The following is a 23384-nucleotide window of genomic DNA, read 5'->3' on the forward strand; positions in this document are numbered from 1 at the left end:
TTTTTATCAGTATATATATCAACTAGATCCCCGCCATTTCCAAAAAAATTTGATAGTTTTTTATCAAATTTACACTCTTTGTCACATTGATAAACATAGTTTAAATGATACTTATCAGCATAATTTATTTTATTACTCTCATCTCTATAGCTATCATTATATGATATTGATAGAAATATATATTTTTTATTATTTATTTCTTCCTCAAAAATATAATCAAGTTTAGGAATATCATTTGGCACTTGAAATTTACCTAATAAAACTTTTCCTTTTTTACAGTCACTTTTATATATAAGTAATAGATCATTTTTAATTTCTGATTTAACACATGTATTCTTCGCTAAGTTATACTCATTTGCATAACTATTACACCCTATTAAAGATAGCGTAGTATAGAACATAATTTTCTTTAACATTATTTACATACTCCATATTTTTCAATAAATTGTTTTGCTATATATTTTTTAGCATTATTCTAAAATATAGAAAATACGGAATCCCCCAGATTTAAAACAGCTAAATTCATATTTTAAAGCATCTAGTTATTTATAATTTTTTTCTAACCATTTTTTAATTGATGCTATATCTTTTAAATTAAAAAAAGATTTTTCTTTAATGTCATTCTGACCATCATAACCTGATACATTTCGTCCTAAAATATTACTTATATTATAAACCTTTCCATTTTCATTAATTTTAAAAATATCAATATAATATGTTGTTCCCTCAGGATGTGGATAGCAACAATCATATTGTCCATGTAATGTAATCAATAAAGGTTTTTTATTTCCTCTAGGGTGATATATGCTAACAGCCAACTGCTTAGGATTGTCTCGACTACCATCATTTTCAATTTTATTTAAAAAAATAAAATTAGTTTTATTGCTTAAACTTAAATAATTTTTTATATATTTCCCATCCTCACTATCACAAATATAACTATGTATTTCATAATCATGTTTATTAAAAATACTAAGAGGAGTAACTTTCTCTTCATTACACTCACTAGCAAATACATGTTGGGTAAAAAACAATAGAGGCAAAAAAAGAGGGATTTTTTTTCGGAACTGTTTTAACATTATTAACCTTACATAATTCAAGCCAATATAACTTTGATTTTATTAAAAAAACTTCTTCTTTCAATTTTATTTGGAGCATAAGGGTTTATTGCTTTTGTAACATTATCAACAACATTTGATGTAGCCCCTTGATCAGCAATTTCATATATTTTTTTATCCAACCAGAAGACTATACCTGACCTAGCTGCATATATTGGTTGCTCCAATAATTGAGGTTTCTCTGTGAAATCTATTTTTTCATCTTTTGGCCAAATTTTAGGATACATTTTCGTGAAAACTGTATAATTATATCTACCTGTTGTTTGCTTCAGTCCTCGACCAAGAAATTTATAGCCATCGCCTTCAATAACATTGCCAAAGGCCAAACCTTTAGGTCTATTTTTATCCATATATGCTTTGTTGGCAATAGTCTTTATTTTAAAATTTCTAGGAGTTAATTTGGCATCCGTATCGGCTTCTTTAGGGTTTCTAGCATAATATCCAAATTTTGCTTGTAATCCCGCCGATTTATAATTTAGATTCTCTATTAATGCAAAATTACTACCAATCTCCCCATATACTTGGCCCAAAAAATGAGCTTGCCTCAATCTAGTATCCAATTTATATGATTTTAAATTTGCATTTAGCTCATCTAAAATTGGTTTCATTTTTGCATCATTAACACCTGTCCACATTTTTTGCATTTGTGCCATAGTAATCGTCATATCGCTTTCAGGCGGTTTAGGTGTAGTTGTATCGGGTTTATCAGGCTCTAAACTAGCATCAACTCTGATTGATGGTTGAACTACTGTTACCTCGTTTTTCATTTTTTTAGCGATAGTCTCATCTATATGAGTACCTTTCATTGGCTTTTTAGAAAGAGGATCAACAAGTTGATATTGTAGTGGTTCACCAATCAATATTCTGAGTTTAAGAACACCTGAATCATCCGTATCTCGAATACTGGTTTTTCCCATATAACTAATTTGGATTTGTGCTTTAGGCACAATTTGTGGAGGAGTACTAATATCTTTGGCAGTCAAAATGATAGATGCTAAATATGAGTTAATTGGGTCATCTAGAACAATTTTTTGAGTACTGTTGTTTAAACCTGCCATAGCGTTAATGACTAATTTTTCTTGGTAACTATCATCTGGCTTTAAAACAGAAATTTGATAAGCCGTACCAACTTTTAAAGTTAATTTACAAATTCCGTTCTCATCACATATCTTCTGTTTTTGCACAGTTTCATTAGAAAATTTCCCCTTAAATGGAAAACCTTTAAATTTTTTATTATTAGAGTCAAGAATTAAAACATTTACATCTATAAAATTAGCCATTTAAATCGTCCTCCCTTACTTCTTCATCACTTTCATGAATATTCATCACAGGCAAGTTTACAAACAAATCAACGATGGCTTTAGTTGATTTGTCCGTATAAAAGCGATTTGTTTTAACGATTTCATCTGAATTATTTGGTTTTATATTTTCCGAAAAAATAGGTTTATGGTCATCGGTTCTAAGTCCCAAAATATGAGTCGGTTGGCCAACTTTAATATTACTTTCTGTTGATTCAGCATTTGGAGGAATAAAAAATTTACGACTATAATCATTAGGTGCAGTAGGCAATATATTCACAGGCGAAACAATTTTCTCACCACTTTCAAACTTATGTTGCCCTGCTCTAACTACAAATTTTCCGCCCATTTTAAATTCTCTATTTATCAAGTGCTTAATATTTTGTTAAATTATATTATATATTAAAAATATTTGTAATTATTATGTCTTTAGCTATAGCTTTTAATCTGAATGATTTTGCCATTCTAGCAACAGACAGAAGAGGTGTATTACATTATGGCAATGAAAAAGAAAATATTATCTTAAAAATAGATGACAACTATCAAAAACTGAGAAAAATTCCTTTTGGCTTCTTTGCCTCAGCAGGCGACTACTTAATAGCTGAATGTTTTTATATTGAATGTATGACAGAGACAACACATAAAAGAAATTTAGATCAGATATTAGAAAATACCTACTATAGATATTGTAATCTAAAAGACGTTTGCCATTTTTCAGAAATGACAACCATCTTATTAATTGCAAAAGAGTTTAATCAAAATGGCAAAACTACCAAAGATGCGATTTTAGAAATCAATATCGAGTTTCAACATATAAAGATCCAAGAAGTTGATTCAATGAACCTTGTCGCATTGATGGCAAACATGAATCCTGATCAAAATTTTTGGAATAAAATTGGAGGCTATTTACGTTCTTCAAATGATTTTAGTAAATTTGAAGATTTTTTTAGCTATCATGTCTGCCTCATAAAGTACATTTGGCAAAAACAACTTAAATTTGATGACCTTATTTCTCATCATACCGACTTTTATTTTCATGATAGAAGAACAAGTAAAGGCATATTACTTCCAGCAGAAAGATTTGAAAAACTTCCCTTGGAAGGATCATGGATTCAATAACACACCATAGTTCATCAAAGATTTGGCAAGTTCCAAAATCTGGGACAAGCTCCCCTACATCAGGAGAAATAGATTTGATGAAATATGCTAAAGGTAATTTAACAGCAATTCCAAATTGGGATAAAAATATGGTTACAAATAAAAAAGATGTAACTGGGCTTTTATTTATTTCAGGAATCTCAAAACAATGAAAAAAATAATAACACTGCTACTCTTTTTTTATATGACGGTAACTCTTACGGCTTGCTCGCAGAAAGAAATTTATCTTACTCCGGAGGTGACAGGCTATATTTATAATAACGCTACGAAAGAACCTCTAAGACAACAAAAGGGCTTTATTGGATTTAATGGTTTAACTCCAAATGATGCTCCCGAGCTTGTTTCAAATAAAGATGGTAGCTTTACATTAAAGCCAATCGCAAAAAAATATTACTTTTTTAAACCAGACATGCAGGAATACTCTAACATAGCTGCTTTAATTTATATTAGTTTTGATGGGTTTAAGGTAAAAGATATAGACTATTCTGAGGAGAAATATAAAAGAATAAAAGCTGATGAAGGTGAATTCAGACCTTATAAAAAAGTTAATTTAGGTGTTGTTTATCTAGACCCTGAAAAATAAAACCCCTTCACAACTCATTATTTATAAAAGTGAGTAGTTTTAGACAGAAATAACGACTAATAGCTAAATAAAGAGGTAGAAACCTCTTTATTTTTTTTCGACTCAAACTTAGTCATCAATCATGGCGAACTCTTGCTTAGGAATACCTTTAACCAAAGACTGACGATCATATAACTGAAGAAAAGAATATATGCTCTCAAACCAACATCGACTGCTGAGCAGAGATACCTGCGATTGCACCCTGCGATGATGCTGCGGTAACTGAAGACATGAGTGGATTAGCGAGATCACCAGCAGCATAGATACCAGGCATACTGGTTTCACGACGCTCATCAACCTTAATCGCTATACCGAAAGGTGTATCGACCGTTGCAAGACCTAATGGTTCGTGTAAGCCTGCGGATGGCTTAGTGTCTGGATGTGCGAATAGAATATCAACCATGACATTTTGGTGGTTATCGAAGCATACCGTTGCACCACGCCCTTCGTTGTGGACAATTTCGGTAATCTGGCCTTCTACCACATTTACATTACGGCGTTCGAGATCTGCCAGAATATCAGCAGAAATCTCGTGACCATTGGTGAAGACCGTTAATGTACTCGTCCAATCATGATATAGACGTACATAATTATGGGACTTTGGACCAGACCAAATGAGTCCCCAATGTTGTTCAGCAACTTCAAAACCGTCACAGTAAGGACAAGGCACGATGGATGCGCCCCAATTTTCAGCAAAACCAGAAATATCAGGCATCTGGTCGACCACACCATAGCTTAAGATAAGACGACGTGCGCCCATAGTTTTACCATCGCTCGTAAGGACCGAGAAGTTATCGATAGAACCTGAGATGCTTTCAGCCCGAGCATTGACTAGCTTAATCGTTGGATAGCGTTCTAACTGTCGACGTGCTTCAGCTAAGATTTCTAGCGGTGGCTTATGGTCATGTCCAAGCAAACCATGAGAATGACCAGTGAAACGATTGCGCGGCAGGCCCGTATCAAGAACAGTAACCTTACGACGGGCACGGCCGAGTTGCAGTGCAGCAGCAAGACCAGCAAAGCTGCCGCCTATAATGATGACGTCATCCATAGTGATAGGTTCCTAATTTAAATCAAGAAGTTAGGTTATGCCTGATGTTCAATACCTTACTCAGATATTTAGTTATAACAGGCAATGAATACACTTCTGCATTGCAGAGAAAGTCACCCATCACTGTGCTAACCAACCGAACGACATTGCGTTAGATATACACGAAGAGATCTAATTCTGAAGGATCTCGCTAAGACCTTATCAATCGATTGCACATTTAGGATACTTTATGGTATCGTAATTCAGCAATTAAGATACTGTCAAGGACTATAATTATTGTGAGCGAAAAAAAGAGAAGTCAACGCGGTCGGCCAGTAAATCAAGAATTAGCTAAAACGATAGTTGATACGGCATTTGAACTTTTTGTCGAATTGGGTTTTCAAGCAGCAACATTGGACAAAGTTGCCCAAAAAGCAAAGATATCGAAGCTTAGTATCTATCGGCACTTTGAGAACAAGGAAGCCCTTTTCAGTGCAGCAATATTGGCCCGATGCCAACAGTTTGCACCACAAAATCTTTTTGAAGGAATCCAAGGCTCGGCCGAAGAACAGCTTATGGCAGCCGGTTCATCTTTACTGCGTACATTATTAAGTCCAGACGTTCGTAGTGTCGAAGCTATGATCGTAGCCGACAAAACAAATCAAAAATCATTAAGCAAGCTTCATTACAATGCAGGCCCTACTCATGTCATCGCCCAAATCGAGGCCATGCTATGTCAGTTGCATACCAAAGAGCTTCTGAATGTGCCTAATCCTCATCAATCTGCGCGAATGTTTGCCGCGCTTTTTAAAGGATCTGATTTATTAATGATTGCGCGTTTTGATGAAGCGAAAGCAATGGACGATAATGAAATCAAATCCTATTGTCGATCGGCTGTTGAAATGTTCCTCGCTGCTCATGGTGTTAGCAACTAGACGAGTTAATAGGCTTTGCTTTATCTTACGGCGCAAGTCTGTAACAGGTAGATGTAAACAAAGCGACTTTATTATTCAAACCATCTGTTATCACTACTTCATAATGCGCGAATTTTTTACTACTGCCGACCTTGGTTGCCGTTGCAAATAACACCTTATCTTTAGCACCACTCATATAGCGAATATCAGCCTGTAGACCCGTATATGGCGCATCCCCTGCATTACAAGCCATCGCAAAAGCAATATCGGCTAAAGAAAATATGACACCACCATGCACGCCGCCCAATGCATTCATGTGTTCGTCTTTCACATTAAGCTTGCAACGCGCTTTATCAAAACTGCGATGCAGCACTTGTACACCCAAAAGCTCTGCGAATTGATCAACCGCAGTAGTTTCCATTTTTTGCACAAAAGTCTCCCTACTCGTGCGAGTATTCCTTAAGTTTTATGAACTCATGTGTATTGAAATCGACTGATTAAAAGCCGTTAAACACTATCTTGTTTAATCTGATAGTTTGAAGAACGAAAGTCCTTATAGGTCAGACGGTCGTCCAACTCTGAGCTTAAAGGCTGAACTTCTTGCATTGAGTTTAAGCAGCGCTGTGCAAGCTCAATGTATTCTTGCGTACCGCGGGTTTTCCACTTTTTTTCTTGATCTGACAAATCACGTGCAACCTTGGCAGGGCTACCCATTGCCAGTACATTTGCCGGAATTATATCTTTGGTTTTGACCAAGCTATTTGCACCAATAATGGTGTTTTCACCAATTTCAGCATAGTCCAAAATCACGCTGTTCATGCCAACCAAAACATTTTTTCCAATGCGGCAACCATGTAAAGTTGTGCCATGCCCAATGTGTCCCATTTCCTCAACTAAAGTCACGCTTTGCGGAAAGCCATGCACGGTGCAGCTATCTTGTATATTGGCATTTTGCTTAATATGAATACGACCAAAATCGGCACGCAGTGAAGCAAATGGCCCCACATATACACCCGCTTCAATAATCACATCACCAATTAAAACAGCGGTTGGGTGTACAAAAGCCTCTGGGCTAACCACCGGAATAACACCGTCAATACTATAACAAGGCATGATTTAACCTCTCATTTGTCGCCACCAAACCTCCGAAACGGCGCCAATAATGTGCTGTGGCATTTGGCATTGGTCCTTCTGCTGTTGCGGCAACAGACAAGAAGTATTCATCGGCAGGTTCAAATACTTTTTTATAAATATTCATTGATAAAGTTCGTGCACTAATCGCAGGCCAGTCAGTTGGCAACAACTCAAGCGGTAATGCAGGGTCTTTCAACAAAATTCTTCGATAATAATGAATCAGCAAAGTTCGAATTTGAAAGGCCTGAACTGGTTCGAGTTGTTCGTTTTCCTGCATCAGCAACACGCCAATTTCTCTAAAAATATCGAGAAACTGTAGATATCTTTGGCGTAACTCATCGATGGGCCAGTTGGTTCTGAGCATACGACCAATGGTATCGACCGAATTATTAAAGAGCTGCAATGTTTCGGCTTTAAACACCACCACCTGCTCACTCATATTTAAGTCAACCAACAAGCGTTGCAGTTCAATACGGTTACAACCCGGATAAGCCATTAAGTTTGTCGAAATATTGGCAAATCCTAACCATTCGAGTTCTTTCTTTAACAACGCTTTATTTTCAGTATCGAGGCTAGACATCAGAATAAGATCCCAATAATGGTCCCACTCTTTCATCTGGTCGTTGTAAATGCGTTGCTCGGCCTGCAAATAAGTCGAACGGCTTGAATCGGTAATTCGATAAAAACTGGTTCTGCCGATTTTGTCTGAACATAACCAATCATTTTTAACTAAACGAAAAACAGAGGTTCTTACAGCACGGTCATTAAAACCGAACAGCTCTAATAACTGAATCAGGCTTGCAAGACTAATGTTTCCACCCCGATGAAGTACTGAATCTCCAAAAATTGTCGAAATAAGCGAAGTTCCACTTAAGGTTTCATTCTTTACAACAGAATCAATTATTTGCTGTATTTTTGCACTCATACTCATGTCTTGGCGTTTAGTTTCAGGGTATAGATTCTATACCCTGAATGATCTTGATGTTAAGCAATCTGACGCATATCGATTACCCGTTTTGCCTTGCCTTCCGAACGAGGTAAGGTCGCTTCTGTCACAACTTCTACAGTAACGCTAATCCCAATCATGGTTTTAATACGTTTCATCAACTCCTGAGCAAGTTGATTGGCCTGTATAGTACAGTTATGACACATCTCTGTACGAATATGCAAAGTATCCATATGGCCTTTTTTAGTCACCAAAATTTCATAATTTGGAACTAAATGTGGAACTTGCAAAATTTGCTCTTCAATTTGGGTCGGGAAAACGTTCACGCCGCGAATAATCAGCATGTCGTCACTACGACCCACAATTTTATCCATTTTGCGCATTGCCAGATTTTCACCCGGTAGTAAGCGGGTCAAATCACGAGTACGGTAACGAATAATCGGTAAACCTTCTTTGGTAATGGTGGTAAAGACTAACTCGCCAAGTTCGCCATCTTTACAGACTTCACCTGTTTCAGGGTTAATAATTTCTGGGTAGAAATGATCTTCCCAAATAGTTAATCCCTCGCCCTCACCTAGACATTGCATCGCAACGCCCGGCCCCATTACCTCAGACAAACCATAAATATCGAGCGCTTTAATATTAAGACGTTCTTCAATTTCACGGCGCAGTTCGTTGGTCCACGGCTCGGCACCAAAAATACCGACTTTTAAAGACGTATTACGTGCAGTACCAAATTGTTGCTCCAGCTTTTCAATAATACTCACGCAATACGATGGCGTAACCATAATTGCAGTCGGTTTAAAGTCTTGAATAAGCTGAACTTGCTTTTCAGTTTGACCGCCAGACATTGGAATAACCGTTGCACCTAAGCGCTCGGCACCATAATGTGCGCCTAGACCACCTGTAAATAGCCCATAGCCATAAGCAACCTGAACCATATCTTTCGCAGTTAAACCTGCCATGCGTAAGCAACGTGCAACAATGTCCGACCAAGTATTAATATCTTTTTGGGTATAGCCCACTACTGTCGGTTTACCCGTTGTGCCCGATGATGCATGTAAACGCACAATCTGTTCTTGTGGTACGGCAAACATCCCAAACGGATAGTTGTCTCTTAAATCCTGTTTGGTGGTAAATGGAAACTTCGCCAGATCATCTAAAGTCACGAAGTCATCAGGATGCACACCTGCTTCATCGAACTTTTTCTTATAGACTGGACTATTTTCATATACAAAAGTCAGGGTTTGTTTTAACCGTTTAGTTTGCAGCTCTCGAAGCTCTGCAAGTGTTAATTGTTCAACATTATCCGTTGTAAGGCTGTCCATCGCCTCTCTCCTCATTATGTAATTTTAAAAACCGTCTGAATTAATTTAAGTTTTCCAAAATCAGTGCGACGCCTTGTCCAACACCTACACACATCGTGCAAAGTGCATAGCGTCCACCGCGTTTTTTTAGCTCACGTGTTGCCGTAATCACCAAACGTGTACCGCTCATGCCTAACGGATGTCCTAACGCAATCGCACCACCATTTGGGTTAACGCGTTCATCGTCATCTTTTAAACCAAGTTCACGCATACAAGCCAAAGATTGGGCTGCGAATGCTTCATTCAGCTCAATCACATCCATCTGATCTAGCGTTAAACCTGTTTGCTTTAAAATTTTCTGTACAGCCGGAACAGGACCTATACCCATATATTTGGGTTCAACCCCTGCACTTGCAATGCCTATCACGCGTGCTAGAGGTTTTAAACCATGTGTATCTGCAAATTCACGGTTGGTAATTAACACACACGCGGCACCGTCATTTACACCAGAGGCATTTCCGGCAGTCACCGAACCGCCTTCTTTTTTAAATGGTGCTTTTAGTTTAGCGAGTGCTTCAAATGTTGTTTCACGCGGATGTTCATCACGGTTCACCACAACTACGTTTTTCTTACGGTCTGTAATCTCGACAGGCAAAATCTCGTCGTTAAAGAAACCGTTTTGTTGGGCAGCGGCAGTTTTTTGCTGGCTACGTAATGCAAAAGCATCTTGGTCTTCACGACTAATCTGATATTTTTCAGCTACATTTTCAGCAGTTTCAGGCATGCTGTCGGTGCCGTATTGCGCTTTAAGTTGCTTATTTACAAAGCGCCAGCCAATAGTGGTGTCATAAATTTCAGGGGTTCGGCTAAACGCTTCGGTTGGTTTAGCTTGTACAAATGGCGCACGGCTCATCGACTCAACACCACCTGCCAACACGAACTGTGCTTCACCTGCTTTAATTGAGCGTGCTGCAAGTCCCACCGCATCTAAACCCGATGCACACAAACGATTGACGGTCATGGCAGGAACTGTATCAGGTAAGCCTGCTAACAGTGTTGCCATACGTGCAACGTTACGGTTGTCTTCACCTGCTTGGTTGGCACATCCCAAAAACACTTCGTCTACCGTATTCCACGGTAAGTTCGGGTGTTTATCTTTTAAATATTTGATGGGCAATGCAGCTAAATCATCTGCACGTACAGCACTTAGGGCACCTGCATATCGTCCAATTGGGGTACGAATAAAATCGCAAATTAAAACGTCTTCCATGTTGACTCCTGATTATGCAAATTCGGTCATATCACGTGAATATTGAGTAGCAATGTTTTGAGTTTTCGCTACATATTGCTTGAGGTAGATACTCGCGCGATATTTTTCCTCTCCATACAGTGCATATAAGTTATTTAAGGTTTGGAGCACATAAGCCCCACCCATTTGTGTCAACCACTGGTAAGGGCCTTTAGGATAATTCACTCCATATTTCATGGCATTATCAATATCTTCCAGACTCGCAACTCCATGTAAACTTGCTTCACAGGCTTCATTAATGAGTAAAGCGATGGTGCGTAAGGTTAACAGTGCCGGATGGTCTTTAATCCACATCACACTCATACCAAACTGTGCAAAGTAAGCCTCAACTTTAGCCAGATCGCTTGCTCCACAAAGTTGGTTATAACTCAGTACTAAAGCCTCTGCCTGCTCAAAATCATGGTGCCAATCCATTAAAACTACTTTACGGCTTAAGTAATGAATATTGGCTGACTCACCTTGGCTTAAACGCAAGTCGATATCATCAATTTGAAGGATATTGTCATCACTCGCAGATCCGCCTTTTAAACCTAAACGCGTTAAAAAAGCAGGTATTTGAGACCAAGTCCCTTTTAGCTGAATATGGGCATCAATTGGCTTGGCAACCACAGCTTGAGGCTGAAATGTCTCGTACTGATTTTTTTCGTTATAGCGATAAAAACCTTGTTTTGACTTACGGCCCCAAGCACCCGCATCGACTAATTCTTTTTGAATGAGGCTTGGACGGTAGCGTGGCTCGTAAAAAAACTCTTGGTAAACGCTTTGGGTCACCGAAAAGTTAACATCTTGCCCAATGAGGTCGGTAAGTTCACATGGTCCCATCGCAAAACCACCACATTGCTTTAAGGCATAGTCTAGCTGGTCATAGCTGGTGACTTGTTCTTGCAGCGCTCTAAAGCCTTCTGCATAAAACGGCCGTGCAATTCGGTTAACAATAAAACCGGGAGTCGACTTGGTGAGTACTGGAATTTTTTTCCAATTCAACATCAAATTTTTTAGAGCCAAACATAAGCTGTTTGGTGTTTTTAAGCCTTGTACAATTTCGACCAATTTCATGACTGGCGCAGGGTTAAAAAAGTGTAAACCTACTACGCGCTCAGGGTGAGCAATGCCCGCCGAAATGGCAGTCACTGAAATTGAAGATGTATTGCTTGCAAAAATGGTTTGCGCACTACAAATCTCAGCGAGTTGCTTAAATAAAGACTGTTTAACTTCTTTTTTCTCAACCACTGCTTCAATGACTAAGTCAGCCTCACTTAAAGCTTCAATTTGATTGACCACCGTTAAACGCGCTAAAGCTTCATCCGCTTGCTGCTCTGTGAGCTTGCTCTTTTCAACCAGCTTTTTAAATGTCTGCCCTAAGCCGTGAACGGCTTGTTGCGCTTTTTGAGCGTCCAGATCATATAAAACGGTCGAGTGCCCATTAACGATGGCTAACTGGGCAATGCCGATGCCCATGGTGCCAGAACCAATAACGGCAATTCGGGCACGAGATAAGTCTAAATCTGTCATGCTTAACGCCCTTTAAAATTTGGTTCACGTTTATTCATAAAGGCTTGCACACCTTCACGGTAGTCTTCGGAACGGCCCGCAATACGTTGTAAGTCACGCTCTAAAAGCATTTGCTCATCAAAGGTGTTATTGCTTGATTGATGAATGGCTTTTTTAATGAGAGATAGACCAAATGTAGGCTGTTTCGCTAAACGTTCAGCGAGTTCAGTGACTTTTGTTTTAAGCTCGGCGTCTTCAACAACATCCCAAATCATGCCCCATTCTTTTGCGGTTTCTGCTGGGAGCTTATCACCTAACAAAGCCAATCCCATAGCACGTGCATGACCTACAGCACGTGGTAAAAACCATGTACCAGCCGAGTCTGGAACCAAACCTAAACGGCAAAAGGCTTGTACAAAGTTTGCCGATTTAGCTGCTATCACCAAGTCACACGCCAGTGCAATATTTGCCCCTGCACCTGCTGCTACACCATTTACCGCGCAAATCACAGGCTTTGGCATATTTACAATCGTTTTAATGAGCGGGTTATAGTAAGTTTCAATGGAATATCCTAAATCTGGAGCTTCAGCATTTGGGTCTACTACACGGTCACCTAAGTCTTGCCCTGCACAAAAGCCACGGCCTTCGCCACTAATCACAACACAGCGAACATCTGGATTTTTAGTCCACAAGTTTAAAACCTCAGCCACTTCACGGTGCATATCAACGTTAAAGCTATTCAGTGCTTTTGGGCGGTTAAATGTCAGATAGCCAACACCATTTTTTTCTTCAGCAATAATATTTTGATAGTCCATCACTCACCTCTAAACACTGGCTTTCTTTTCTCAAAGAAAGCATTAATCCCTTCGTTTCGATCTTTTGTAGCCGCCAGCCAGACAAAGTTTTGACGTTCAAACTTGAGTCCCTGACTTAACGTTGTTTCATGAATACTTTTAATTGATTGTTTAATTACGCGAATCGCTAACGGCGCTTGTTTGGCAATTTTGGCTGCAAGCTGAACCGCATATTCAACGGTTAATTCAGTCGGCACCACTTGACTGCAAATGCCATGTTGCTCGGCTTGTTTTGCCGAAATCATTTCACCTGTCATAGCCCAGCGCATGGTGAGTTGTTGTCCAACCAAGCGAGCCAAACGCTGTGTTCCGCCTGCACCCGGCAACATACCTAAGGTAATTTCAGGTAAAGCGAATCGGGCATTTTCACCGCAAATCACCATATCTGAATGCAAAACCAACTCGAACCCAGCGCCTAAGGCATAGCCATTGACTGCGCTAATGAGTGGCTTACTAAACGCATCAATTTTTTGCCAAAGCTTCGGGCGAATATCGAGTTGCAAAGACACGGCATCCATTGCAGCCAACTCACTAAGATCTGCTCCAGCCGCAAAACACTGAGCGTTACCCGTTAAAACCACTGCTTTGACTTGAGCATTATGTTCAGCTTCTTCGAGCAACTCGCACAAACACTGCAATGTTGCATTGTTTAAAGCATTTCTTTTTTCCGGACGGTTTAGGGTTAATAACAAAACACCGTCAGCAGCTGTACTGGCTTTGATCAACTCTTGCATGACAGCCTCTATTCATCAAAACTCAAGCGAACATTTGAGCCTTTTGGTAAGGTCTGACAGCTCAGCACATAGCCCTTTTCAACTTCATCTTCTTCAAGACTATAGTTAAGGAACATGTCGACTTCGCCAGAAAGTACCTTACAACGACAGGTCGCACACACCCCACCTTTACATGCATACGGTAAGTCGGCACCAGCACGTAAAGCCGCATCAAGAATACTTTCATCATCTTGAGCCACAGAAACAATCAGTTCACGGCCATCTAAAATGATGTTTACTTTTTCTTCTTTACGGTTTGCATCCGCTTCAACACTACGTTTACGCGCTTGTCCCGTATGGAAACGTTCGGTGTGAATGCGCTCTTTGGCAATACCAAAGTTCGGTAAAGTATTTTCTACGGCATTCATCATTTCGTCTGGGCCGCAGGCAAAAACATGGTCGAAGTTTGTTTCAAGCACTTCAAAATCAAAAAGCTGTTTTAGCTTTTCTGCATCAATACGACCGTTCATGAGTTCACTATCGTTGAACTCACGAGAAAAAATATTGATGAGTTGAAAGCGCTCTTTAAACTGATCTTTCAAATCCATAATTTGCTCGGCAAACATGGTTTGTTTCCATGAGCGATTGCCATAGAGCAAGGTAAAGTTAGCTTCAGGTTGTTCAAATAAAACTTGTTTAATAATTGATAAAATTGGCGTGATACCACTGCCCGCCGCAACGCCTAAATAGTTTTGTCCACCCATCTTGGCTGCTTTTTGAAAAAACACACCTTGTGGTGGCATGACTTCAAGCACATCGCCCACTTTTAAATGGTCATTTGCCCAGTTTGAAAATTGACCCTGATCAATTTTTTTAACCGCAATACTGATATCTTCTTTGCCCGCATAGCTACAAATTGAATAACAACGGCGGATTTCACCCGCTTCAGTTAAATGGCGAATGGTTAAGTGTTGACCCGGTTGAAATTGGAATTGTTCTTGTTGTTCAGGTACAACGTCAAATGCAATACAAATTGCCTGATCGGTTTGCGGTGTAATACTTTTTACTTTTAATGGTACAAATTGGCTCATGGCTGATTTCCTTATCTAAAGACTTAAATACATTTGAAGTAATCAAAAGGCTCAAGACAGTCCTGACATTTATAAAGTGCTTTACAGGCGGTGGAACTAAACTCTGTTAACAGTCGAGTATGTCGGCTTTTGCAACGTGGGCACTCAACACCATCATTTAAATGAACGTGAGTACCACATTGATGCGCCAACCCTTCAGGTGGTGCAATGCCATAAACTTGCAGTTTCTTTTTCCCTGCTTCAGACATCCAGTCCGTGGTCCATGCTTCTGATAAATCGACCATGACTTTGACCGGTGTCAAAGCTTCTGCGGTAAATGCCTCAACAATTTGTGCTTTGAGCATATCTGTTGCCGGGCAACCGCTATATGTTGGCGTTAGACGAACAATAATTTCTTGTTGATCGTTAATCTCTACACCGCGAATCATGCCTAAATCGACAACCGATAAAACCGGAATTTCAGGGTCACTGACCGTTTGTAGAACATCCCAACATTGGTCGATGCAATGACGAATCATTTGCATGGCTCACCTCCTTGTCTTACCAGGTCATTCCCGGATAAGTTCTTTGAATACATTGCATTTCAGCCAATAAATAACCCAAATGCTCGGTATGTAATCCTTGTTTTGCACCACGGCGATAAGCACCGTTCACAGCAACATTTAATTCAAAACGCTTAAGCTCATCTGCAATGGTTTGGTTCCATTGTTCTTTTTCATTTGAAAAATCTGGAATCACACCTTCTGCAACTAGTGCTTGCTCGTCTGCACTCAGTTCAAATAATTCAGCGGTAAAGCGCCATAAATTATTTAATCCGTCTTGTACACGTTGATGCGCTTCATCTGTGCTTAAACTTAAACGTTCCATCCAGCTTGTCGAAAAGCGAATGTGATACTTCACTTCTTTTAAAGATTTGACAGCAAGCGCACTTAATTTAGGAAGTGAGCTTTGCGCTAAGGCCGTAAATAAATGAAGATGGTAATGGTCCATCAACCACTGGCGTACAATCGTTTGTGCAAAATCACCATTGGGTTGTTCGCACAACAATAGGTTTAAAAATTCACGTTCTGTACGGAAATACGCAAGTTGGTCTTCATCACGCTTAGCTTCATCATATTGACCAGCCAAAGTCAGAAAGTTTCTTGCTTGACCCAACAAGTCCAAGCCGATATTTGCTAAGGCAATATCAATTTCTAGCTCAGGTGCATGCCCGCACCATTCAGCCAAACGCTGAGATAAAACCAGTTGGCTGTCGCCAATATGTAATAAGAATTTAGATAAAACTGAATGATTCATTTGCCATTCCCCTTACATGTGCTCAATGCCATCTGGGATATGGTAAAAAGTCGGATGACGATAAACCTTGTCTAAAGAAGGATCGAAAAATTCAGCTTTTTCATCTGGCTGTGATGACTTAATCAGTTCTGAACGAACTACCCAAATGCTAATTCCTTCATTACGGCGCGTATAAACATCACGAGCATGTTGTAGTGCGATTTCATCATCAGGTGCTCTTAAGCTGCCTACGTGACGGTGGCTTAAGCCTTGTTTACTACGTACAAATACTTCGTAGAGCGACCAGTTGTTTTTATCTTCCATTTTGATTTCCTCAAATTTTTCCATAAATCTTGTTAAGCCACTTTGTTCGCTTCAAGCTGCTGTTTTTTCGCGTAGACCACTGCTGCATCACGAACCCATTTGCCGTTTTCCCATGCTTTACGGCGTGCTTCGATGCGCTCGTGATTACATGGTCCACGTCCGGCAATCACTTCATTAAATTCGTGCCAGTCAATCTCGCCAAACTCATAGTGGCCTGTTTCTTCATTGAACTTTAAATCTGGGTCTGGTACTTCCAAGCCAAGTTGCAACACTTGAGGTACGGTGTTATCGACAAACTTTTGACGTAATTCATCGTTACTAAAGCGTTTGATTTTCCACGCCATGCTTTGTGCGCTGTTTGGAGAGTGCTCATCACTTGGACCAAACATCATGAGTGCTGGCCACCAGAAACGGTTCACTGCATCTTGGGCCATCTGTTTTTGTTCCGGTGTACCGTTTGCCAAAGCCATCATGGCTTCAAAACCTTGACGTTGGTGGAAACTTTCTTCTTTACAAATACGTACCATCGCACGTGCATATGGCCCATATGAAGTACGGCAAAGCGCAACTTGGTTCACAATGGCTGCCCCATCGACAAGCCAGCCAATTGCAGCGACATCTGCCCAAGTCAAAGTTGGATAGTTAAAGATTGATGAGTATTTCATTTTCCCATTAATCAACTTTTCCATCATGTCATCACGGTCAGCACCTAAGGTTTCTGCTGCGCTATACAGATATAAACCATGACCCGCTTCATCTTGTACTTTCGCGAGCAAAACCGCTTTACGTTTTAAAGTTGGCGCACGAGTAATCCAGTTTCCTTCAGGCAACATACCTACAATTTCAGAATGGCCATGTTGCCCAATTTGACGAATCAATGTTTTGCGGTAGGCATCGGGCATTTGATCCTTAGCCTCGATCGTAATTTCATTGGCAATATTTTGTTCAAATTTCTGGTAATTGTTTTCCATTCTTTCATTCCCTGTAGGCATCACCCTTGAATCTATTTTTCGATACACTAAAAACAAAGTCAATCACTTTTTTAGTATCAAATTAAATCCAACCAACAAACAAGAATTAAATATTTGAAATTAATAAATATTAATTAAAAACAAAAAATCTTTTTACGTTTAAGAATCAAAATAAAGTTGACTTTTAGACAAATTAATCTGAAATTATGAATCATATTTTTGCAATTTTTATAATTGATGTATCAAATAAAAAAGGAGTTTGGTCATGCTTGAACAAGCACACCTAGAAGGAACCTCAACTGACACAGATTTTCAGCAGTCTGAGCATCAACTGCCTCATCTTGCTTCTTATGTCTATGGAACATGGCATTCGTCTGACGAAGAATTACGTACCGTTTATCATGCCATTACAGGTGAAGCGATTTATGCCGTAAGTAGTCATGGCATAGATATGAAACGTGTTGTTCAATATGCCAAACAGAATGGTTCAGAACTGGCTAACTGGACGTTTCACCAACGTGCCAATGCATTAAAACAAATTGCCCAATATTTACTTGAGCGCAAAGAAGAGTTCTACAAACTTGCTTATGCAACAGGTGCAACTCGTAAAGATGCTTGGATTGATATTGAAGGTGGCATCCAGACGTTATTTGCTTATTCAAGTCTGGTTCGCCGTGAACTCAATGACGAAAAAATTATTACCGAAGACAACTGGATTCAATTATCTAAAAATGGAACTTTCGGCGCTAAACACATTTTAAGCCCAAAAGCAGGTGTTGCCGTTCACATCAACGCATTTAACTTCCCAATTTGGGGAATGCTTGAAAAAATTGCACCGACGCTACTTGCAGGTGTGCCATGTATTGTAAAACCTGCAACCGATGGTGCTCAACTAACTCAAGCAGTTGTAAAAGCCATTGAGGAAACACATGTCTTACCAAAAGGCTCACTACAACTCATTTGCGGTCAGACTTATGACCTGTTAGAACAGTTAGGCCCACAAGACTGCGTGACTTTTACAGGTTCTGCCTACACAGGCCAAAAACTACGTAACCACCCTCACCTCAATAAATATTCGATTCCATTTAGTATGGAAGCCGACTCGGTAAACAGTGCAATTTTAAGCCCTGAGGCAAATGAAGAAACTGTCGATTTATTTGTGCGTGAAGTCTTCCGTGAAATGACCACCAAAGCAGGCCAAAAATGTACTGCAATTCGTCGTGCATTTGTTCCTGAAAACTTGTTAGCGACTGTACAAGAGAAGCTGACTGCCAAACTTGCTAAAGTTGTGGTGGGCGACCCTCAAAAAGAAGAAACCACCATGGGGGCTTTAGCGAGCATTAAACAAAAACATGACGTTGCAGAAAAAGTTGCCGAACTCAGCAAAGATGCAAAAATTGTTTTTGGTGGCAACGATAGTTTTACATTTAATGCAGACCATCCTGAAAAAGGTGCTTTTTTCGCTCCAACTTTATTGGTGTGCGAACAACCTTTGCAAGCAACGAATGTTCATACCACGGAAGCTTTCGGTCCGGTATGTACACTCATGCCATATCAAAACATTGAAGAACTAGCTGACCTTGTTTCACGTGGTGAAGGTAGCCTAGTGGCTTCTGTCGTTAAAAATAACGATGAAAATATTGAACAGATTATTCAAAAAATTGCGCCTTGGCATGGTCGTGTGCATGTACTTGATGCAGAGTCAGCAAAAGAAAGTACAGGACATGGTTCACCACTTCCACATTTAGTACACGGCGGCCCTGGCCGTGCAGGTGGCGGTGAAGAGTTAGGTGGTATTCGTGCCGTTAAACATTATATGCAGCGCACTGCAATTCAAGGCTCTCCAAATAGCCTGACGCAAATTACTCACTCATGGACTGCTGGCTCAAAAGTTAATGAGGACCGTGTACATCCATTTAAAAAGTCTTTTGATGAGTTAATGATTGGTGAACGCCTATTAACAGCACGCCGTACAGTCACCGAAGCAGATATTGTCAATTTTGCTTGTTTAAGCGGTGACTATTTCTATGCGCATACTGACAAAATCGCAGCAGCCGAGTCTTTCTTTGGTGAGCGCGTTGCACACGGCTATTTCATTGTATCTGCCGCAGCAGGTCTATTTGTCGATGCAGCACAAGGCCCTGTGATTGCCAATTATGGTATGGACAACTTACGCTTTGTTGAACCGGTTAAAATTGGTGACTCGATTCAGGTTGAACTCACCTGTAAACAAAAAACACCTAAACCACAAAAAGACCCTTCTCAGCCTGCGCATGGTGTTGTGGTATGGGATATTAAAGTCAAAAACCAACGCGGTGAACTTGTCGCAACTTACGACATTTTAACTTTAGTTGCTCGCGAGGCTTAATGTTTAAAATGAGATGGGGTCACCTCGTCCCCATCTCATTTTTTAACACTCAATGGCGTTAACAGCGAGACCACCTTTTGAAGTCTCTTTATATTTCTCAGACATATCTTTACCTGTTTCCTTCATAGTCTGAATGACTTTATCTAGTGTGACAAAGTGTTCATCGTCATCATGAAGTGCCATTTGGGCTGCATTAATGGCTTTTACGGCTGCAATTGCATTTCGTTCAATACAAGGCACCTGAACCAAACCACCAATCGGGTCACACGTTAAACCTAAATTATGTTCAAGCCCAATTTCAGCCGCATGTTCCACCTGTTCAGGCGATGCTCCTAAAATCTCGGCTAAACCCGCCGAAGCCATTGCACATGCCGAACCGACTTCACCCTGACACCCTACTTCTGCACCAGAAATAGAAGCATTGAGTTTACATAAAATGCCAACGGCTGCCGCACATAAAAAGAAACGAACCACTTTATCTTCGGAAAAGTCTTTAGAGAAAGTCACGTAGTAATATAAAACTGCCGGAATAATTCCTGCGGCCCCATTTGTAGGTGCCGTCACTACTCGACCGCCAGCAGCATTTTCTTCATTTACCGCTAAGGCAAATAAATTGACCCATTCCATCGCATGAAAAGTCGTCACAATCAGGTTTGAGTTTTTCTTATTTAATAACTTATCGTGAATTTTTTTAGCCCGACGTTTTACGTTTAATCCGCCCGGTAATATGCCTTCATTAATTAATCCGTTGTGAATACATTGCTGCATCACTTTCCAGATTTCCATAATCTTGCTACGAATCTCAGCTTCACTACGCCAGCTTTTTTCATTTTCAAGCATTAACTCACTCACTGATAAATGATGAGTTCTACATAAGCTTAAAAGTTCAGCCGCACTGTGAAACGGATATGGAACCTTAACGTCGTTAGTTTCAGTTTGAGTTGTTGCTAATTGCCTTTGGCTAACAATAAAACCGCCACCAACCGAATAGTAAGTTTCTGCATATAAAATTTCTTGAGCCTCGTTATACGCAATCAGTTCCATTGCATTGGGGTGATAAGGCAAAGATTCATCTAAAAAAAGCACATCATGCTTATAGTCAAAAGAAATAGTCTTTTGCTGATTAAGCTGGATGGCTTTATTTTCAAGAACATCTTCAATCAAGCTTGTACTTACTTGGGTATCAATATGTTCAGGATCAAAACCCATTAAACCTAACAGAACAGCCTTATCTGTCGCATGACCAACACCGGTTGCCGACAGCGAACCATATAAATTCACCTGAACTTTAACCGTTGCTTGTAAATCGTTTTGCTTCAATAAATCATCCACAAAACTGTATGCCGCTCGCATTGGTCCAACTGTATGGGAGCTAGATGGACCGATGCCAATTTTAAAAAGATCAAATACACTAATAAACACTGGGTCCTACCTTAGATTCATTATTATTCGTATGTTCGTCATTATTGTGTCCTTTCGGATAACTCTAAAATTATCATTAAGCCAAGCACAAATCACGAATAACTCTTGGGTAGTCGCACAAAAAGACAACGGTTGAACAATGGCCCTAAGCTCATGAGTCCATAGTCATAAATTTTAAGACTTCTATTTTTTAGTCGATGTTTAAAATGATTCTTAAATTAATTTAATGCATCGATTTGTATAAATAACAAACAGCATATATTAGCCATTAGTCGCACGCCCCTATTTTTACTCATTTTTACTGGTAAAGTGCTTTACATGGTTTGATACAACCTACTTAACTCAGATGCATAATTCACCTGTTCTTGCATCTGAAGTTTTTCTGCCTCTAGTCCGCTAGGGGCTTTTTTTTGAGTAGCTGAAAAATAATAAAAGCCCATCTCCTGACAGGCTTTCTTGTTCGGTCTTAAATCAATTTTTAATTAAAAAAATTAACCACAGTTCGCGTTGGTAATTTTTTTAGTTGCTGGATCAATGGTAACAGTGACACGGTTTGTACGATAATCCATTGTCATTGGCTGACCTGGAGCGACTCTACGTACAATTTCTGACTTGGTTTTTTGTTTGATTTGGTCATCAGTTAAGCCAGACTGACCAACTAATTTTTGAGCTTCTTCAGCTACACAGTTAGCTTGGTTATCGCGGAATAATTTCCACTCTTCGACCACTTGACCATTTGGCAAATGACAGTAACCAACCTGACCATTTGCTTCATTTCTAATTTCTAATTTTCCACCTTGCTCAACACAATATTTGCTTGCTGGATTTGGTGAACCAATTTTTGGTGGAGTTGACTCTTTATGTTGTACTGCTGAGCAAGCCGTTAATGAAACAAGCGCTAATCCAAGAAAGATAGTTTTTTTCATAAATTTTACTTCTTACTAAAAAAGCTAAAGATATCAAAAAAACTCATGTTTTATATGCGTTGTTTACAATAAAAAACCTTCATAGAGAGTAACTTACAAAATAATGAATTATTCCAAGCGGTAAATTATGATGAACAAGATCAAGCAACAGATGTATGAGCTACGATCTTTCTAAGATACGTGCTCCAACGCCTTCTTGTCCCAATACATCATCTGGGTTTCTTAAAGGACATTGTTCTAATGACAAGCATCCACAGCCAATACACCAATCCATCTCATCTCGCAGCCGCGTAAGCTTTTGAATACGATCATCCAAATTTTTCCGCCAGTCGAGAGATAACTCTTTCCATTGCTGCGCAGTTAATTTAGATCCCATTGGATACTTGCTTAAAGCTTGTTTAATTTCCTCTAATGGAATACCAACCTTTTGTGCAATTTTAATGATTGCAATATAACGCAGCACAACTAAAGTAAAACGACGTTGGTTACCATTGGTTCTTATACTTTTAATCAAACCTTTAGATTCATAAAAATGAAGCGTTGAAACTGCAACACCACTACGTTTTGCAACTTCACCTACAGTCAACAAACGGCTTTGATTCGTTTCAGTCATTTCTATTAACCATAACTTTAGTTGAGGTTTTATAAAAGGATGCTGAAACTTTGTCAAATAAAGAGCTAAATTTAACAATTCAACAGCTCAGACTATTTATAGAAATTTTAAACAATGAGAAGAATTAAAAATATGATCCGACAAAATGTATAAAAAATAATCAAATTACTTAAATTAATACTGCATTTCAGATTTCATAAACAAAATACTAGGGTCTAGTTTCACAGCCACAAATCCAAAACATATTGTAAACAAACGGCATGGGCGCACCGAGTGGATAGACTTTAGCCTCTTCTATTTTATATGTCTTCTTTCTTGATTCGATATGTAAAATATTATCGCAGCGCGCGATCACTGTTCCTTTTTTATATAGTTTTTTTCTTTCATTTTTTGCGTCGAATTTATATACCAAAAAGTAAACTTTTTCCCCTACCTCTATCTTTGAATGATTAACCATAATGTAACCATTACAATACTTACATTGCCAATCGTCCATATCT

General features: G+C 39.3%; 27 protein-coding genes. 5 read left to right on the forward strand and 22 right to left on the reverse strand.

Annotation, left to right across the window (positions count from 1 at the left end; all coding sequences use genetic code 11):
* The 4 genes from ACH8JV_RS17980 to ACH8JV_RS17995 all read right to left on the reverse strand — a co-directional run.
* Nucleotides 1-416, reverse strand: a 416-nt coding sequence (locus tag ACH8JV_RS17980) for a hypothetical protein (protein ID WP_396522901.1), incomplete at its 3' end; no start/stop codon positions are given.
* A 126-nt stretch (nt 417-542) separates the two neighbouring features.
* Nucleotides 543-1079 carry a hypothetical protein gene (locus ACH8JV_RS17985; protein ID WP_396522905.1) on the reverse strand — a complete coding sequence of 179 codons (537 nt, stop codon included), beginning with the start codon at nt 1077-1079 and terminating at the stop codon, nt 543-545.
* Nucleotides 1080-1096: 17 nt separating this feature from the next.
* On the reverse strand, nt 1097-2398 hold the full coding sequence (locus ACH8JV_RS17990) for a glycoside hydrolase family 19 protein (protein ID WP_396522906.1): 1302 nt from the start codon (nt 2396-2398) through the stop codon (nt 1097-1099).
* A complete protein-coding gene (locus ACH8JV_RS17995) occupies nt 2391-2765 on the reverse strand; it encodes a hypothetical protein (protein WP_396522908.1) in 375 nt (124 codons plus the stop codon). The genes ACH8JV_RS17990 and ACH8JV_RS17995 overlap by 8 nt, the downstream gene beginning before the upstream one ends.
* Before the next feature lie 74 nt (nt 2766-2839).
* Here ACH8JV_RS17995 and ACH8JV_RS18000 point away from each other — a divergent pair, with 74 nt between their 5' ends.
* The 3 genes from ACH8JV_RS18000 to ACH8JV_RS18010 are packed head-to-tail and all read left to right on the forward strand — an operon-like array spanning nt 2840 to nt 4157.
* Complete coding sequence (locus ACH8JV_RS18000) at nt 2840-3535, forward strand: hypothetical protein (RefSeq protein ID WP_396522910.1); 696 nt, start codon at nt 2840-2842, stop codon at nt 3533-3535.
* Nucleotides 3523-3726: a hypothetical protein gene (locus ACH8JV_RS18005; protein WP_396522911.1), complete on the forward strand. Its 204-nt coding sequence runs from the start codon at nt 3523-3525 to the stop codon at nt 3724-3726. Before ACH8JV_RS18000 ends, ACH8JV_RS18005 begins: the two co-directional genes overlap by 13 nt.
* Entirely contained in the window at nt 3723-4157 is a 435-nt protein-coding gene (locus ACH8JV_RS18010) for a hypothetical protein (protein ID WP_396522913.1), read from the forward strand. Before ACH8JV_RS18005 ends, ACH8JV_RS18010 begins: the two co-directional genes overlap by 4 nt.
* A 196-nt stretch (nt 4158-4353) precedes the next feature.
* Here the strand turns inward: ACH8JV_RS18010 and ACH8JV_RS18015 are convergent, their stop codons facing one another.
* The gene (locus tag ACH8JV_RS18015) at nt 4354-5247 is read right to left on the reverse strand and encodes an NAD(P)/FAD-dependent oxidoreductase (RefSeq protein ID WP_396522915.1); all 894 of its coding nucleotides are present in this window, start codon (nt 5245-5247) and stop codon (nt 4354-4356) included.
* 278 nt (nt 5248-5525) lie between these two features.
* On the opposite strand from ACH8JV_RS18015, the gene ACH8JV_RS18020 reads away from it, so the two are divergent.
* Entirely contained in the window at nt 5526-6161 is a 636-nt protein-coding gene (locus ACH8JV_RS18020) for a TetR/AcrR family transcriptional regulator (RefSeq protein WP_396522916.1), read from the forward strand.
* Nucleotides 6162-6186: 25 nt separating this feature from the next.
* Here the strand turns inward: ACH8JV_RS18020 and ACH8JV_RS18025 are convergent, their stop codons facing one another.
* The 13 genes from ACH8JV_RS18025 to paaA form a co-directional block, all read right to left on the reverse strand.
* Nucleotides 6187-6570 carry a PaaI family thioesterase gene (locus ACH8JV_RS18025; RefSeq protein ID WP_272383768.1) on the reverse strand — a complete coding sequence of 128 codons (384 nt, stop codon included), beginning with the start codon at nt 6568-6570 and terminating at the stop codon, nt 6187-6189.
* 77 nt (nt 6571-6647) lie between these two features.
* Nucleotides 6648-7253 carry a DapH/DapD/GlmU-related protein gene (locus ACH8JV_RS18030; RefSeq protein ID WP_272383771.1) on the reverse strand — a complete coding sequence of 202 codons (606 nt, stop codon included), beginning with the start codon at nt 7251-7253 and terminating at the stop codon, nt 6648-6650.
* Nucleotides 7240-8205, reverse strand: a complete 966-nt coding sequence (gene paaX / locus ACH8JV_RS18035; protein WP_000062822.1) for a phenylacetic acid degradation operon negative regulatory protein PaaX — start codon at nt 8203-8205, stop codon at nt 7240-7242. Before paaX ends, ACH8JV_RS18030 begins: the two co-directional genes overlap by 14 nt.
* 53 nt (nt 8206-8258) lie before the next feature.
* Nucleotides 8259-9548 (reverse strand): phenylacetate--CoA ligase PaaK, encoded by a 1290-nt coding sequence (paaK, locus tag ACH8JV_RS18040; RefSeq protein WP_000377865.1) that lies wholly within the window; start codon nt 9546-9548, stop codon nt 8259-8261.
* A gap of 40 nt (nt 9549-9588) precedes the next feature.
* Nucleotides 9589-10797: a 3-oxoadipyl-CoA thiolase gene (pcaF, locus tag ACH8JV_RS18045; protein ID WP_272383773.1), complete on the reverse strand. Its 1209-nt coding sequence runs from the start codon at nt 10795-10797 to the stop codon at nt 9589-9591.
* Nucleotides 10798-10809: 12 nt separating this feature from the next.
* Nucleotides 10810-12348, reverse strand: coding sequence for a 3-hydroxyacyl-CoA dehydrogenase (locus tag ACH8JV_RS18050; protein ID WP_396522918.1), 1539 nt, complete (start codon nt 12346-12348; stop codon nt 10810-10812).
* A 2-nt stretch (nt 12349-12350) separates the two neighbouring features.
* Nucleotides 12351-13142, reverse strand: a complete 792-nt coding sequence (gene paaG / locus ACH8JV_RS18055) for a 2-(1,2-epoxy-1,2-dihydrophenyl)acetyl-CoA isomerase PaaG (RefSeq protein WP_000386291.1) — start codon at nt 13140-13142, stop codon at nt 12351-12353.
* Complete coding sequence (locus ACH8JV_RS18060) at nt 13142-13915, reverse strand: enoyl-CoA hydratase-related protein (protein WP_001156944.1); 774 nt, start codon at nt 13913-13915, stop codon at nt 13142-13144. The genes paaG and ACH8JV_RS18060 overlap by 1 nt, the downstream gene beginning before the upstream one ends.
* An 8-nt stretch (nt 13916-13923) precedes the next feature.
* Nucleotides 13924-14985, reverse strand: coding sequence for a 1,2-phenylacetyl-CoA epoxidase subunit PaaE (gene paaE / locus ACH8JV_RS18065; protein ID WP_000077460.1), 1062 nt, complete (start codon nt 14983-14985; stop codon nt 13924-13926).
* A 23-nt stretch (nt 14986-15008) separates the two neighbouring features.
* Nucleotides 15009-15509, reverse strand: a complete 501-nt coding sequence (gene paaD / locus ACH8JV_RS18070; RefSeq protein ID WP_001177938.1) for a 1,2-phenylacetyl-CoA epoxidase subunit PaaD — start codon at nt 15507-15509, stop codon at nt 15009-15011.
* Nucleotides 15510-15525: 16 nt separating this feature from the next.
* Nucleotides 15526-16281 carry a 1,2-phenylacetyl-CoA epoxidase subunit PaaC gene (gene paaC / locus ACH8JV_RS18075; RefSeq protein WP_396522921.1) on the reverse strand — a complete coding sequence of 252 codons (756 nt, stop codon included), beginning with the start codon at nt 16279-16281 and terminating at the stop codon, nt 15526-15528.
* Nucleotides 16282-16293: 12 nt separating this feature from the next.
* A complete protein-coding gene (paaB, locus tag ACH8JV_RS18080; RefSeq protein ID WP_000389648.1) occupies nt 16294-16584 on the reverse strand; it encodes a 1,2-phenylacetyl-CoA epoxidase subunit PaaB in 291 nt (96 codons plus the stop codon).
* 32 nt (nt 16585-16616) lie between these two features.
* Nucleotides 16617-17555, reverse strand: a complete 939-nt coding sequence (gene paaA / locus ACH8JV_RS18085) for a 1,2-phenylacetyl-CoA epoxidase subunit PaaA (RefSeq protein WP_000431128.1) — start codon at nt 17553-17555, stop codon at nt 16617-16619.
* A 265-nt stretch (nt 17556-17820) separates the two neighbouring features.
* Between paaA and paaZ the strand changes: the two genes are divergently transcribed.
* Nucleotides 17821-19923 (forward strand): phenylacetic acid degradation bifunctional protein PaaZ, encoded by a 2103-nt coding sequence (gene paaZ, locus ACH8JV_RS18090; RefSeq protein WP_396522923.1) that lies wholly within the window; start codon nt 17821-17823, stop codon nt 19921-19923.
* Nucleotides 19924-19965: 42 nt separating this feature from the next.
* Here paaZ and ACH8JV_RS18095 read toward each other — a convergent pair whose 3' ends face one another.
* The 4 genes from ACH8JV_RS18095 to ACH8JV_RS18110 form a co-directional block, all read right to left on the reverse strand.
* Nucleotides 19966-21345 carry an L-serine ammonia-lyase gene (locus ACH8JV_RS18095; protein ID WP_396522925.1) on the reverse strand — a complete coding sequence of 460 codons (1380 nt, stop codon included), beginning with the start codon at nt 21343-21345 and terminating at the stop codon, nt 19966-19968.
* A gap of 491 nt (nt 21346-21836) precedes the next feature.
* Nucleotides 21837-22271: an I78 family peptidase inhibitor gene (locus tag ACH8JV_RS18100; RefSeq protein ID WP_396463557.1), complete on the reverse strand. Its 435-nt coding sequence runs from the start codon at nt 22269-22271 to the stop codon at nt 21837-21839.
* 160 nt (nt 22272-22431) lie between these two features.
* Nucleotides 22432-22884 carry a redox-sensitive transcriptional activator SoxR gene (soxR, locus tag ACH8JV_RS18105; protein ID WP_263613421.1) on the reverse strand — a complete coding sequence of 151 codons (453 nt, stop codon included), beginning with the start codon at nt 22882-22884 and terminating at the stop codon, nt 22432-22434.
* A 208-nt stretch (nt 22885-23092) separates the two neighbouring features.
* Nucleotides 23093-23380 (reverse strand): hypothetical protein, encoded by a 288-nt coding sequence (locus tag ACH8JV_RS18110; protein ID WP_263613420.1) that lies wholly within the window; start codon nt 23378-23380, stop codon nt 23093-23095.
* Nucleotides 23381-23384: the final 4 nt, after the last annotated feature.

Origin of the sequence: Acinetobacter sp. ABJ_C5_2 (assembly GCF_044538485.1) — a bacterium.
GTDB lineage: Bacteria > Pseudomonadota > Gammaproteobacteria > Pseudomonadales > Moraxellaceae > Acinetobacter > Acinetobacter nosocomialis_A.